Origin of the sequence: Cobetia sp. MMG027 (assembly GCF_027947415.1) — a bacterium.
GTDB lineage: Bacteria > Pseudomonadota > Gammaproteobacteria > Pseudomonadales > Halomonadaceae > Cobetia > Cobetia marina.
In genome coordinates this window covers 38,953-52,278 of the sequence record NZ_JAQJIO010000004.1, presented here as the reverse complement: position 1 = coordinate 52,278, position 13,326 = coordinate 38,953, and the positions used below count along the sequence as shown (strand labels likewise).

Genomic DNA, 13,326 nt, shown 5'->3' with positions numbered 1-13,326 from the left:
GCAGCATCATCGACTAGGCGCGATTCCCGGCTCTCTCCGCCCATGGCCTTTGCAAGCCCCATCCCCTGCCCCGTCGTCTTGCGCCGAGGACAGCGCGGCGCTCCTGGCGGCGAAACACGATGCGTTGAAGCGCTTCGCGAATGGCCTCCAGGCCCGAGTCCAGCATGCGTTCCGGTTGGCCGAGAATGCGGCGCAATGCCCAGCCACCTCGAAGTCTCATGCGAGCCAACGCCCCCGGTGCTCGCAACAGGCAAAGCGGATACACCATCTGCTCGACCTGACGCTCGATGCTGATGGGGTGGCATCCTTGATGCCGCGCCAGTTGCATCAGTAGCGGGGACTCTTCCCCGGTGATCAGAGGGGGAACGTGAAGCCTGACATGCTGGTGGGCACAGGCGGAGACCGGGGCGAACAAGTGGCCATCCGGCTGCAGTATGAACTCGACCAATTCCTCCCGCCCCGCCGTGACAAGAGAGGCCGAGAGACATTCCAGTACCCGCTGGCGCACGCCAGGCTGCCAGCCAGAGCCATGCAGAACATGCATGGCACGCCCGGCCTCCAGCTGCCACTCACCATCACCCGGCAAGCTCACCAGGGTGTGAGGACGCGACGCGGGCGTGATACTGAGCAGCTGCTCACACAGCGACTCGCCGGTGACGTCCGAGACGGCGAGGGTCAGACAGCGATGCCGTTGCCCCAGAGGAGTCGGCAGCAGCTGGCACAGAAGCGCGAGATCATCTCCCGGGCGCTCCACCAGTGTCAGCGTGGCGCCATGGCCCGCCAGCTGCCAGCATATCTCCCGGCAACTCGAGGCCATGGGCGCTTCGACGAGCAAGCGATGACCGGCCAGCCGAGAACTTTCGACAGAACCACCACGGGAGCGAAACGGACGGTACATGGCAACATCCTTGGTCGGGGCATCGTCGATTCGACCATGCCAGGCTGAATGACCTACACGATGCCGACCAACGCTTAACGAAAGATTAAGCAGCGACTCTTTCCTTGCCGTCTGACGGAAGAATTGATGTCCCTTGCCGGCGCCAGACGCCGATGCCCGAAGTTTACAACCCGAACAGATGGACCAGCGGCGGCAGAATGAAGGCCGTCAGGAGTCCCGTCAGTCCCATGGACATGCCCGCGAAGGCACCGGCCAGGGTGCTGAGTGAAGAGAAGCAGTAAGCCGTGCCGATCCCATGGGCAGACAGGCCCATGGTAAAGCCCTTGACGGTATCATCACGCGCACCTGATAGCCGCAGCATCAGCGGACCGATCACACAACCAAGCGTCCCGGTCAACAACACCAGTCCTGCCGTGAGTGAGGGAATGCCGCCGAGTTTTTCCGCGATCCCCATGGCGATCGGCGAGGTCACCGACTTGGGTGCCAGGCTCAGCGCCACCGGTGTATGCGCCCCCAGGACCAGTGCCAGACCGAGCGTGGTGGTCACTGCAGTGGTGATGCCGACGCAACAGGCCGTCAGCAGAGGCCAGAGCATCTGCTTGACGCGGTCAAGATGATCGAACAGCGGCACCGCCAGTGCCACCGTCGCCGGCCCCAACAGGAAGTGAATGAACTGGGCGCCTTCGAAATAGGTCGCGTAGTCGGTATCCGTCAGCCAGAGAAAGCCGATGATCAAGGCAATCGACACCAGCACCGGATGGGCAAGAGACGCGCCACGAGCCAGGCGGTTGATCACGGTCGCCAGCAGAAAGGCCGCCAGCGTCAGCAACAGGTGCAGCAGCGGAGAGGCACTGAGATAGACCCAGAGAGCATCCAGAGGGGCGAGATTCACTGTTCCCCTCCCTTGCCGGCCACCGGGCCTTGCAAAGATGAACGACGATCTATCAGCCGCTGCAACAGCCAGGCTGTCACGAACTGCGTCACGGCGATGGACACCACCAGGGTCACCGCGATGGCGAGCAGGTCCTGAGCGATGAGGTCCAGATGCACCATGACCCCGACGCCTGCCGGGACGAACAACAGCGAGAGATGTGCCAGCAGGCCATTGCTGGCAAGCCTGAGACTGCCGGGCACTCGTTCACGCAACATGGCGCGGAGCAGCTGACGTTGACCGGCATCGTTGTCCGAGATGCGTACGGCGTCACCTTCCCTGTCCGGCGACGGTATCAATCGCTTGCGCAGACGGCCACGCACCATCAGCGCCAGCAGCAGGATCAGCATGCCCAGTACCGGTCCAGGCACCGGCAATACGAGGGCACGTCCCAGCACCTCGCCCACGAACTGACATGTCAGCAGAATGCAGAACCCCTTGATCAACTCCATCTCCGGCCAGTCTCCCCCATCAAGGCACTCATCTGACGTGCGGTAAAAGGCCGAATTGTGCCATAGATGCCCAATCACGGCACGGTGATACCGGGCCGTACCCGCCATGGGCTCGACGTGAGCTGCATGGCGCAGCCCTGGATGCACGTCGAAAGCCCGGCAGTGGCGGCAACGCTGGCTTATGGTAGTGTTCTGACTCGACTGAACCGCTACCTTCTCCGGCAAGGACACGCCTACGCGATGCCAGAATCCTTGATGCTTGATACTTCCATCACTTCGGAATGGGTCGAGACACTTCGACGCGAAGAGGACCATCAGGCCCGCATGCTGCTGGAGCTGGCAGCAGATCTCGCCGGGACTCCCCTCGCCTTGATCAGCTTGCGCAACGCACGTCATCTCAAGCGTTGGGTAAGCCTGGACGACAGCATTCCCGATACCCTTCCGCTGCACGATAGCCTGTGTGGTCTGGCCGTCATCAAGGGAAGGCCTCTGGTGACGCGCGATGCCTATCAGCATGCTGAACTGCGCGATACCTGTTCGGTGAAGGGGGATGGCATACGCTTCTATATCGGACTGCCACTGCATGATGCCACTGGCGCTGTGGTCGGATGCATGAGCATGTTCGACACCTCTCCACGCCAGTCGCTGCCCGACGATGACACCTTGGCGCGGCTTGATCAGCTCGCTGGAATGATCAGCGAGGCGCTGAAGCGCCTCATGCAGAGTGCCCAGCTCAGTGCAGCCTTGCGCGACAGCTATACCCGCGCCAACTGGATACTGCGCAGCATTTCCGATGGCATCATCGAATGGCAGCTAGGCAATGAACGCCTGACGATATCACCACGCCTGGAAATGCAGCTGGGCTACAGCGCCGGAACCCTGGACAGCCGACTCGAGGCGCTGCATGAAAGAGTCGCCCCCGAGATGCGCGAAGAGTTCCAGGCGCTTCTCGCGATACAGCGCCTGCAGGAAACCCCGTTCAGCATTGAACTGCGCATCCGCACCCGCCAGGGAGACTACCGCTGGTTCAAGTTGCGTGCGCAGTTCCAAGTGCGTGATGACGCGCCCTATCGTTTCATCGGCTCTCTGCTCGACATCCATCAGCAGCACATGGCCGCCGTGGCACAGGCCGACAAGCTATGTCGCTACGAACGTCAGCAGGCCGTGCTGATACGACTCGGCAACGCCCACCATGCCGAGGGCGCTCGGCTCGAAGATCTGATGCCATGGATCTGCCAGCAGGTGGCGGATGCCCTGCAGGTACGCAAGGTCAGCTTCTGGAAGATGAATCCCGAGGGAACCCGGCTGTCACTGAGTCATGTACACGACGGTGAACTGCCTGCCCCGCACGATGCGACCTCTCGGGCATACCCCCGAGAGCTGTGTGACAGCCAGCTGGGAGAGTATTTCACCGCCCTGAAATCCGAGCGCATCCTGGCGATCAGCGATACCCAGCAGGCCAGCAGTGGGCTGTTGTTCAATGGCTATTTCAGCACGGACCTCCAGGCAATTCTCGATAGCCCCGTGCGCATCTCCGGCAAGATTCGCGGGGTGATCTGTTGCACGGAGTGTGGCGGTCCACGCGAATGGGCGGAGGATGAGCTCGCCTTCCTGAGCTCGGCCTGTGATCACGTCTCACAGCTTGCCACCGAGCTTGAGCGTCACGCGACCCAGGAGCGACTGCGTGCCAGCGAGCGTCGCTATCGCGCCACCTTCGAGCACTCCGCCGTCGGGATGGCGCACATGTCCAAGGCGGGCCAGTTGTTGAGGGTCAACCAGCGACTCGAGGACATCCTCGGCTACCCGAGCACCACGCTCGAGGGCTGCTATATCCGCGAACTGATCGAGCCGGAAGACCTGGCATCGCTGCAACGACGCCACCTTGCCTTGATCGAGGGCGGTATCAGTCACTTCACCCAACGCTGCCGCTTCCTTCATGCACGGGGCAACACGGTGCATGCCGACGTCAGCGTCTCCTCCGTCGATACCACCCCGGTGCAGGACGGCTATACGCTGGTCGCTCTGGTCGACAAGACCCATAGTCACACCATGTCCCAGCGACTGATCCATGAAGCCAACCATGACAGCCTGACAGGGCTTCTGAACCGCGCCGCCTTCCGTCGCAGATTGACGCAGTTCTGTGACGTAGTGCGCGAGGACCACTCGCAACATTGCCTGGCCTATATCGATCTTGATCAATTCAAGGTCGTCAATGATACCTGCGGACATTCCGCGGGCGATGCCCTGTTGATCCAGCTGGTTGACGTCATCGGCAATGATCTACGCCCACAGGATCTTCTGGCCCGTCTCGGGGGCGACGAATTCGGTCTGTTGATGCCCGGCATGACACTGGACGAAGCGGAACCGCTGCTGGAGCGACTGCGCCAGAGCGTGGCCAATTTCCGATTCATGTGGGACGACAAGCTGTTCAGCGTCAGCGCCAGTATCGGCCTGGTCAGCATCAGCAACGGCCAGAGTGATCCGCATCATCTGCTCAGCGCTGCCGATGCCGCCTGTTATGAAGCGAAGGACGCTGGGCGCAACCGCGTGCATCGCCATAGCGTGAGCGGAGACGAAGTCACTCAGCGGATGGAGGAAATGCACTGGGTCGCCGAAATCACCGCCGCGGTGGAAGCGCAACGTCTCGTGCTCTATCACCAGCCCATCGCCAGCACACGCACCAGGCCGGGCACCCCTGATGAGCAGCACTATGAAGTGCTGGTGCGCATGCTGGGGCGTGACGGCAGCATCATCGCCCCCGGGGCCTTCCTGCCCGCGGCAGAGCGTTATGGGCTAGCTGCCACCATCGATGAATACGTCATCCGGCATTATCTGGCCTGGCTGCAGTCGCAACCTGCCCACCTGGCCAGCCTGACACGGGTGTCGCTCAACCTCTCGGGCCACTCCATCAGCAGTCCCAATTTCCGCGACATGCTGGTCAGCCTGGTACGTGACAGCGGGATTCCCGGCCACAAGCTGTGTTTCGAGATTACGGAAAGCGTGGCCATCACTCGCCTGGGCGATGCTCGCACCTTCTTCGATACCCTGGGAGAGCTGGGGTGCTACTTCGCACTGGATGATTTTGGCAGCGGCGTATCGTCCTTCGGGTATCTCAAGAGCCTGCCGGTGAATTATCTCAAGATCGATGGTGCCTTCATTCGTGACATGGACACCAATCGTGTCTCCTACGCCATCGCGCGCGCCATCGCCGAGGTGGCCCGCGAAATGGGCATGCAGACCATCGCGGAATTCGTTGGCAGCGAGGAGGTACTGGCATGCGTGACGTCCATCGGGGTCGACCACGTCCAGGGCTATGCCATCGGCAAGCCTTCCCCGCTGGTGGCAGAAAACTCGACGCTGGCTCACAAGGCTTGTGTGATGACATCGCAAGGCATCGCCAACAACCGCCCGGGGACGCAGCTCACGTCTTGAGCGACGCTAACGATCACGCTCGCTGTGGTCCTTTCGATATCATGTGGCAGCCCTCGACACGGCCCCTCTCTCATGAAGGCGGAGTCTGGACGAACCTATAAAAGAGACTGACCGCATGGCAATCAGTCTCTTCGTCAGGGTTGTATAGATGCTTGTTCAGACATCAGCAAGAACTAGACCTTGGTTACGATAGTTTCTTCACCCACAGCGCCGCAGCGTCCACGAGTTTCTGGTGCGCGTGCCGGAAGGCCTCTTCACTCTTGCGATAGGGATCCGGAATCTCTTCGCCCTGCCCCCCCGCCAGCCAGCGGCCGAACATCATCGTCTTGCCACTGACTTGCGGGGCCATCTGGTTGATGGCACGACGATGACCATCGCTCATGACCAGAATCAGATCCGCCGCCGTCAATATCTCGACCGATACCTGCCGCGCACGATGCCCATCAACCTCCAGACCGGACTCGAGAGCGAATCTAGCCGCCGTGGGTTCGACAGGATGATCGACCAATGCGCCCACACCCGCCGAGTGAACCGTCTTGCCCGGCAACGCTTGCTTCAGCAGTGCCTCACCGACCGGACTGCGACAGATATTGCCGGTACACACCACCAGAATATTGTTGAACACGCTGACTTCCTCTTCCTTGTGACGCTTGCACTCATGTCGATGGCCCGGGGGGAGATGCTTACCCGCGTCCGGACACCAGAGGGACATTGTCGCATGCCGGCAGCCCGTGCGGCAGGCTTGCGAGGCTCGATGGACGCAGCCTGTGACGTTTCAAGGGGGACGCGCGTGCTCGAATGGCAACACTGAGATGACGCCAGATCGATCACCTCGGCTCTTGAAGGTCAGCGACGGCATCTCCAGTTCTTGTCGCGTAGCCAATGAGGTGGCTGATCCAAGGTCGATGTCGCTCATGTGATATCTGCCGCTCGGCCACTCGCTGAACCAGCACCCAAATAGGGAGGCAAGATGAGCAACAAGACACTGACCGCGACCAATCCGGCCAATGACAAGGTTCTCAATGAATACGCCACGCTGAGCAAGGACGAGGTTCAGCAGAAACTGGAACAGATGCGCAATGCCTATCCGCAATATCGTCAGCTCTCGCTGGAAGAACGTGCGAAACGTCTGCACGCACTGGCAGACCTGATAGATCAGCGCCAGCAGGACATTGCCACCTTGATCGCCCATGAGATGGGCAAGCCGTATCAGCAGGGCATCAGCGAGACGCAGATCTCCTCCAGCATCGCGCGTTTCTACGCCGACAACCTGCCCACGTTGATGGAAACCGAGCAGCGCGACGTCGAGGGTGCCGTCAGAGCGAAGATCGTCAAGGACCCCATCGGCGCAGTGCTGGGCGTGATGCCGTGGAACTATCCGCTCTATCAGGTCATCCGCTTCGCGACCCCGGCACTGGCAGGTGGCAACGTCTGCCTGATGAAGCATGCCTCCAACGTCCCGGGTTGCGCTGAGCTGATCACCCAGCTGTTCCACGAGGCCGGTTTCGAAGATGGCGTCTTCACCTGGCTGCCGGTGGGCTCGGAGATGATCGAAGACATCATCAATGATCCTGTCGTGCAGGGCGTGACCCTCACCGGCAGCGAAGAGGCAGGCCGCAAGGTCGCCGAGCAGGCCGGTGCGGCGCTGAAGCCCAGCGTGCTGGAACTGGGGGGTATCGATCCGTTGATCGTGCTGGATGACGCCGACATCGAGCGCGCGGTGGATCTCGCCATCGCCGGACGCTTCGACAATACCGGCCAGAGCTGTGCCGCCTCCAAGCGCTTGATCGTCGACAAGTCAATCGCCGAGGACTTCTCCAGACGTCTGATCGAGAAAGTGAAGGACATGCGCATGGATGACCCGCTCAGCGAAGGGGTCGATATCGGTCCGATGTCACGCAAGGACCTGCGCGATGACCTGCATGATCAGGTGCAGCGTGCCATCAAGGCTGGCGCCAAGCTGGAATGCGGTGGCGAAATTCCGGATCGCGAGGGTGCCTGGTATCCGCCGACGGTGCTGACCAACGTCACCCAGGGCAATCCAGCCTTCAATGAAGAGCTGTTCGGCCCGGTCGCTTCCGTGGTGGTCGCGGACAACGAGGCACATGCCATCGAGCTCGCCAACGACTGCCCCTACGGTCTGGGCAGCACGGTGGTGGCCAAGGACGACGAGCGCGGCGAGCGTGTCTCGCGTCAGCTGGAAGCCGGCATGAGCTTCGTCAATCGCCCGACCACGCCCTTCGCCCAACTGCCCTTCGGCGGTGTCAAAGGCAGCGGCTATGGTCGTGAGCAAAGCGAATATGGCTTCGGTGCCTTCATGAACATCCGCACCGTCTATGTCGCCAAGCACTGAGGTGACACGTCATCGACGTCCTTGAGCACTGAGCTCTCGAGGCATCGATGTCGCGACGTCAGGCAGCCCATGGGCTGCAATCAACAACGCCCCGCTTTTCAGCGGGGCGTCTTGCGTCAGAAGGCTCCCAGGCTCTGCACGAGCGCCGGCATCAATTATCCTGTCTGCGTGCCGTCAGCCGTCTCCATCAACGAGACACGCAGCCCTGCAGACAGGCTTCGCCTTCCAGCTGCACCGTGACGTGCGAGATCGCATGGGTATCGAGCAGATAGGCCTGGACCCGCTCAAGCACCTCGCCGGGAATGCCGGTATCGGCCACCACCACATGCAGGCTGGCAACCGGGGATTGAGGCGTCAGGCCCCACAGATGGAGATCATGCACACCATCCACTCCCTCCAGTGTCAGTAGACCCGCCTGGATTTCCTCGTGGTCAAGTTGCTCCGGCGTCCCTTCCAGCAAGGTATGCGCCGAGCGTTTCACCAGCGACCAGGCACCGCGCAGTATCAGTACCGCTGCGAGCATCGACAGCAACGGGTCGGCCTGATTCCAGCCGGTGGTCATGATGACCAGCGAGGCAATGATGGCCGCCACGGAACCCAGCAGGTCGCCCATGACATGCAGCAGGGCGCCGCGGAGATTGAGATTGTCCTGATCTCCCTTGTGCAATATCCAGAATGCCGCGATGTTGACGACAAGTCCGAGCACGGCAATCGCCAGCATCGGCCCTGCCAGCACCTCAGACGGCAGCCACAGGCGCTTGAGGGCAGCCATCACGATCGCGACCCCGATGACCAGCAATGTCAGGCCATTGACGAACGCGGCGAGCACCTGAAAACGCGCATAGCCGAAGGTCAGCTTGCGGGTCGCTGCGCGATGTCCGAGGCGAAACGCTCCCCACGCCAATGCCAGCGACACGGTATCACTGAGCATATGGCCGGCGTCCGCCAGCAAGGCCAGAGAGCCCGCCACCAGTCCACCGACGACTTCCGCCAGCATGAACCCGCCGGTCAGCCACATCGCCAGCATGACCCGCCTTTCGCTGTCAGCAGTCACTTCAGGTGCATGGTCATGATGTCCATGACCATGTGAATGACCGTGTGAATGACCATGCGCATGTACGTGTCCGGATTCATGCCCATGATCTTTCGATGTCGTGTCCTGCGACGATGTCGCCATCCAGCCTCCTGACCACCATTCCTGCATTCGTGAAAAGCCGCGAGATCAATCGCTGCAACGCTATCGATTTCCTCTGCATTAGGCTTATCCTGCCACGGAATTCAAGCTCCATTGTTGAATTTGCAAGTTCCGATATATGACAGCACCGCCTGTATCAGCTTGTTAGGATAGAGATCAGACATTCCCATGCCCAAAGGAACCGACGCCACCCCATGAGCACCACTACCGAGACGACGCCTTCCCGCTCGCCTTTCAAGGCCGATCTGTTGCTTCTGCTGGTCACCATCATCGCCGCCGCAGGCTGGATCTTCTCCAAGGAAGCCATGGCCGGGATGCCCCCGCTACTGTTCATCGGCAGCCGCTTCCTGCTGGCAGGCCTCATCCTGGCGATCTTCGACGCTCGCTCGCTGAGACAGCTCTCCACTACTCGCAAGCTGCGCGCCAGTGGAGTCGGCATCCTGTTTGGCGGTGCCATGGCCTGCTGGTCATTGGGGGTGGCACTGTCCGAGCAGCTCGGCGTGATCGCGTTCATCAACAGTTTCGGGATTCTGATGGTACCGGTGCTCGCCCGCCTGCTGTTCAAGGACAGGCCGCCGATGAGCACCTGGATCGCCCTGCCCACCGCCCTGCTCGGTTTCGCGCTGTTGGGCATGGGACAACCCGGCGCTACGGAAAGCTTTCATATTGAACCGGCACAATGGCTCATCTTCGGGGCTGCCTGCCTGTTCGCCCTGGTGTTCAACTTCAATTCACGTCTGGTGCGCAATATCCCGGCCCTGCCGCTGACTGCCATCCAGCTGATGACCACCGGCGTCACCTGCCTGGTGCTGTCGGCCATCAGCGAAAGCTGGCCGGCCGGTATCAGTCTCGACATCCTGAGCTGGTTTCTGGCCAGCACTCTGATCGCCAGCACCCTGCGTTTCTTCCTGCAGATTTACGCACAGAGCCTGACTACGCCCAGCCATGCCTCGGTCATCCTGATGCTCGAAGCGGTCTGGGCAGCCCTGATGTCGGCGGCCTGGTTCGGAGAGCGCATGACCCTGATCCAGATGACAGGCTGCGGACTGATCTTCATGGCCCTGCTGATCAATCGCTGGCAATGGATCGCGCGTCTCTGGCGTCAGCGACGGGTTGCCTCGTGAGTAAAGCGTCCTGACTTGAGTGTCAGGCATGTCGCCACCATGTCTGACGCTTGAGCGTTTGATTTCCCGCCCCATTCCTGTCACCGGAGCCCCCATGACCCCCACGCTACTCGGCGTACTCACGCTGCTGATGGCAGCCTTCACCCTGCTGCCACTCACGCGCCTGCGGCATTGGTCCGTCCGCATCATGGACTTTCCCCGCCTGCAGCTGGCGGTACTCTGGGCGGCCCTGCTGGTGGCCGACCTTCTCGTTGGCGAGCTCGCGACAGGGCTGCGACTGACGCTGGCTTTCATCGCACTGGCAGGGCTCATCTACCAGGCGCAATGGATCATTCCCTACACCCGGCTCGCCCGCTGTGAATCGGGCGTCGCGCAGCACAGTGACCCCGCACGTCATGTGCGTCTGTTGACCGCCAACGTGCTGACCAGCAACCACGACAGTGACGCCCTGCTGGCGATCGTCAGGCGCGAGCAACCCGACGTTCTCGTCACCCTGGAGTCCGATGGCTGGTGGGAAAGCCGCCTAGATGTCCTGGAGGGAGATGAGCCGGAGCATGGCTACCGGCATACGCTCAAGTGCCCGCTGGACAACCTCTACGGTATGCATGTCTATTCTCGTCTGCCCCTGCACGACGCCTGCATCGACTACCTGGTTGAAGATGACGTGCCCTCGATGCATGCCCATCTGGAGCTCAAGAGCGGCGATCGCATACGCGCTCATTTCCTGCATCCCGCACCGCCCAGCCCGACCGAAAACGAGGAGTCCAGTGAACGAGACGCGGAGCTTGTCATCGTGGCCAAGAGCGTGGCCGAGAGCGAGCAGCCCATCATCGTGACGGGAGATCTCAACGACGTGGCCTGGTCTCGCACCACACGCCTGTTCCGCAAACTGTCCGGCCTGCTGGACCCACGCGTCGGCCGTGGCATGTTCAATACCTTCCATGCCAGCATTCCCTTGCTGCGCTGGCCGTTGGACCACCTCTTCCATAGCCGGCATTTCAGCGTGGTGCGCGTGGCTCGCATGGAAGCCTTCGGCTCCGATCATTTCCCGCTGCTGACGGAGCTGGCACTGACCCCGAACCAGAAGACGAATCACGCCGATGAAAGGCCCGAGCCTGACGCGGAGGATCACGCCGAAGCACGCGAGACCGCAGAAGAGGAAGACGTCAGTCATCAGGATGTCCCGACGCCCGGGCGTTGATCACCGAAGTCGGCTCGCGGCTCTGCCTGCCGCCCTGTCTGCCCCCCCCGGCCGGGAAGCGCCGGGATGGAGCGGCACCCCACCCTGATCTGGTATGCTGCGCGCCATTGACGCCATGCATGGCGCGCCACGCAACTTCAAGACATCCTCAAAGACCGGACCCACGCCCGTGACCAACAACGACATCATCCGTCGCCTGCGCTACGCACTCAATCTCTCCGACAGCGACATGATCAACACCTTCGCCGCCGCCGACCACGAAGTCACCCGCGCCCAGGTCAGTGACTGGCTCAAGCGCGATGACGACGATGCCCAGCAGCGCATCAAGGACATCGATCTGGCCAGCTTCCTCAATGGCCTGATCAACGTGCGCCGGGGCAAGCGCGAGGGTGCTCAGCCCGCACCGGAAAAGCGTCTCGACAACAATCTGATCCTGCGCAAGCTCAAGATCGCCTTCGAGCTCAAGGACGATGACATGCTGGATCTGCTGGCGCTGGCCGGTTTCGAGATGATCACCAAGTCGGAACTGTCCGCCTTCTTCCGCAAGCCGGACCATCGCCACTACCGCGAATGCAAGGACCAGATCCTGCGCAATCTGCTCAAGGGCATCGAGCTGCGTCACCGTCGCCACGACCCGGAGACCGAGCAGCACGCCGTCGACCCCGCCTGAAGCCTCCGCCAGCCAGACACGACAACGCCGCTTCGTCGTGAAGCGGCGTTGTCGTGTCTCAAGGCATCATCACCGGGCCTGATGTCCGGCGCCCACCCGTTCAGCATCTAATCATCATCGCCGTCTTCGGCACTCTTCAGACGCGCCTTGCGTTCCTGCTCCTCTTCCATGGCGGCCATGATGTTCTCGAGCAGCGCATCCACGTCCGGTGCCTCGGGGTCATCCTCGAAGAGACCCGTCAGCTCGACATCCGGGTCCATGTCACCGGCCTCGAACAATGCCCATATCTCATCAGCGTAGCGAGTCTGGGCAAGTTCCGGAGCGAACATCGCGTAGTAGGCAGTGATGTTGGCGACATCGCGCGCCAGCATGCTCTTGGCATTGTTGTTGGCCGCTGCGTCCACCGCCTGCGGAAGATCGATGATCACCGGGCCGTAGTCATCGACCAGCACATTGAACTCGGACAGATCCCCGTGCACCAGGCCGGCATGCAACATGCGAACGATATAATGCATCATCAAGGCGTGGTCTTCACGCGCCTGCTCCGCCGACATCGAGACATCATTGAGGCGCGGTGCCACATTGCCATCGTCGTCGGTGACCAGCTCCATCAGCAGCACACCGTCAAAGCAGCCGTATGGCTGAGGCACGCGCACACCGGCATCGGCCAGACGATAGAGGGCATCCACCTCGGCGTTCTGCCAGGCGGCTTCCTGCTGATCGCGTCCGAAACCGGAGCCCTTCTCCATCGCCCGCTGACGACGGCTGTTGCGTACCTTGCGGCCTTCCTGGTAGAGCACGGCCTGCTTGAAGCTGCGCTGGGCAGCATCCTTGTAGACCTTGGCGCAGCGAATCTCTTCTCCGCAGCGCACCACGTAGACCGAGGCTTCCTTGCCACTCATCAAGGGGCGAAGCACTTCATCGACCAGTCCGTCATCTATGAGCGGCTGGATTCTCTTTGGCGTTTTCATCGCGTTCTTATACGCGTTTTCGCCTCGATCGGGAATCACCCCATCACAATTTTGTGACATGACAGACGCGAAAGCCCCCGGCATCCAGAAGGATACCGG

Annotated in this window: 11 protein-coding genes; 5 read left to right on the top strand and 6 right to left on the bottom strand. The window is 61.4% G+C overall.

The features are described from left to right. Window positions 1–13: 13 nt before the first annotated feature. The 3 genes from PJK54_RS06095 to PJK54_RS06085 all read right to left on the bottom strand — a co-directional run bounded on the left by PJK54_RS06095 (window position 14) and on the right by PJK54_RS06085 (window position 2,281). Window positions 14–898 (bottom strand): hypothetical protein, encoded by an 885-nt coding sequence (locus PJK54_RS06095; protein ID WP_084208533.1) that lies wholly within the window; start codon window positions 896–898, stop codon window positions 14–16. 163 nt (window positions 899–1,061) lie between these two features. Further along, entirely contained in the window at window positions 1,062–1,790 is a 729-nt protein-coding gene (locus tag PJK54_RS06090; protein WP_084208532.1) for an LrgB family protein, read from the bottom strand. Next, on the bottom strand, window positions 1,787–2,281 hold the full coding sequence (locus PJK54_RS06085) for a CidA/LrgA family protein (RefSeq protein WP_084208531.1): 495 nt from the start codon (window positions 2,279–2,281) through the stop codon (window positions 1,787–1,789). Before PJK54_RS06085 ends, PJK54_RS06090 begins: the two co-directional genes overlap by 4 nt. 255 nt (window positions 2,282–2,536) lie before the next feature. On the opposite strand from PJK54_RS06085, the gene PJK54_RS06080 reads away from it, so the two are divergent. Then, complete coding sequence (locus PJK54_RS06080) at window positions 2,537–5,713, top strand: EAL domain-containing protein (protein ID WP_271302466.1); 3,177 nt, start codon at window positions 2,537–2,539, stop codon at window positions 5,711–5,713. Between the two features lie 184 nt (window positions 5,714–5,897). On the opposite strand, the gene PJK54_RS06075 is transcribed toward PJK54_RS06080, so the two are convergent. Next, window positions 5,898–6,338 carry an arsenate reductase/protein-tyrosine-phosphatase family protein gene (locus tag PJK54_RS06075; RefSeq protein ID WP_271302465.1) on the bottom strand — a complete coding sequence of 147 codons (441 nt, stop codon included), beginning with the start codon at window positions 6,336–6,338 and terminating at the stop codon, window positions 5,898–5,900. Between the two features lie 345 nt (window positions 6,339–6,683). Here PJK54_RS06075 and PJK54_RS06070 point away from each other — a divergent pair, with 345 nt between their 5' ends. Beyond that, complete coding sequence (locus tag PJK54_RS06070; RefSeq protein WP_271302464.1) at window positions 6,684–8,066, top strand: NAD-dependent succinate-semialdehyde dehydrogenase; 1,383 nt, start codon at window positions 6,684–6,686, stop codon at window positions 8,064–8,066. A gap of 187 nt (window positions 8,067–8,253) precedes the next feature. On the opposite strand, the gene PJK54_RS06065 is transcribed toward PJK54_RS06070, so the two are convergent. Then, a complete protein-coding gene (locus tag PJK54_RS06065; RefSeq protein ID WP_240704330.1) occupies window positions 8,254–9,093 on the bottom strand; it encodes a cation diffusion facilitator family transporter in 840 nt (279 codons plus the stop codon). A gap of 362 nt (window positions 9,094–9,455) precedes the next feature. Here PJK54_RS06065 and PJK54_RS06060 point away from each other — a divergent pair, with 362 nt between their 5' ends. The 3 genes from PJK54_RS06060 to PJK54_RS06050 all read left to right on the top strand — a co-directional run bounded on the left by PJK54_RS06060 (window position 9,456) and on the right by PJK54_RS06050 (window position 12,256). Continuing rightward, window positions 9,456–10,385, top strand: coding sequence for a DMT family transporter (locus PJK54_RS06060; protein WP_271302463.1), 930 nt, complete (start codon window positions 9,456–9,458; stop codon window positions 10,383–10,385). A gap of 94 nt (window positions 10,386–10,479) precedes the next feature. Then, on the top strand, window positions 10,480–11,586 hold the full coding sequence (locus PJK54_RS06055) for an endonuclease/exonuclease/phosphatase family protein (protein WP_271302462.1): 1,107 nt from the start codon (window positions 10,480–10,482) through the stop codon (window positions 11,584–11,586). Window positions 11,587–11,755: 169 nt separating this feature from the next. Then, a complete protein-coding gene (locus PJK54_RS06050) occupies window positions 11,756–12,256 on the top strand; it encodes a DUF1456 family protein (protein ID WP_077377281.1) in 501 nt (166 codons plus the stop codon). 107 nt (window positions 12,257–12,363) lie between these two features. On the opposite strand, the gene PJK54_RS06045 is transcribed toward PJK54_RS06050, so the two are convergent. Beyond that, complete coding sequence (locus tag PJK54_RS06045) at window positions 12,364–13,227, bottom strand: PA4780 family RIO1-like protein kinase (protein WP_084208521.1); 864 nt, start codon at window positions 13,225–13,227, stop codon at window positions 12,364–12,366. Between the last annotated feature and the right edge of the window lie 99 nt (window positions 13,228–13,326).

What these genes read in the sequence shown, in the direction of transcription:
- PJK54_RS06095 (WP_084208533.1), bottom strand. Translation starts at nt 898, where the DNA reads ATGTACCGTCCGTTTCGCTCCCGTGGTGGTTCTGTCGAAAGTTCTCGG.
- PJK54_RS06085 (WP_084208531.1), bottom strand. Translation starts at nt 2,281, where the DNA reads ATGGAGTTGATCAAGGGGTTCTGCATTCTGCTGACATGTCAGTTCGTG.
- PJK54_RS06080 (WP_271302466.1), top strand. Translation starts at nt 2,537, where the DNA reads ATGCTTGATACTTCCATCACTTCGGAATGGGTCGAGACACTTCGACGC.
- PJK54_RS06070 (WP_271302464.1), top strand. Translation starts at nt 6,684, where the DNA reads ATGAGCAACAAGACACTGACCGCGACCAATCCGGCCAATGACAAGGTT.
- PJK54_RS06065 (WP_240704330.1), bottom strand. Translation starts at nt 9,093, where the DNA reads ATGCTGGCGATGTGGCTGACCGGCGGGTTCATGCTGGCGGAAGTCGTC.
- PJK54_RS06060 (WP_271302463.1), top strand. Translation starts at nt 9,456, where the DNA reads ATGAGCACCACTACCGAGACGACGCCTTCCCGCTCGCCTTTCAAGGCC.
- PJK54_RS06055 (WP_271302462.1), top strand. Translation starts at nt 10,480, where the DNA reads ATGACCCCCACGCTACTCGGCGTACTCACGCTGCTGATGGCAGCCTTC.
- PJK54_RS06045 (WP_084208521.1), bottom strand. Translation starts at nt 13,227, where the DNA reads ATGAAAACGCCAAAGAGAATCCAGCCGCTCATAGATGACGGACTGGTC.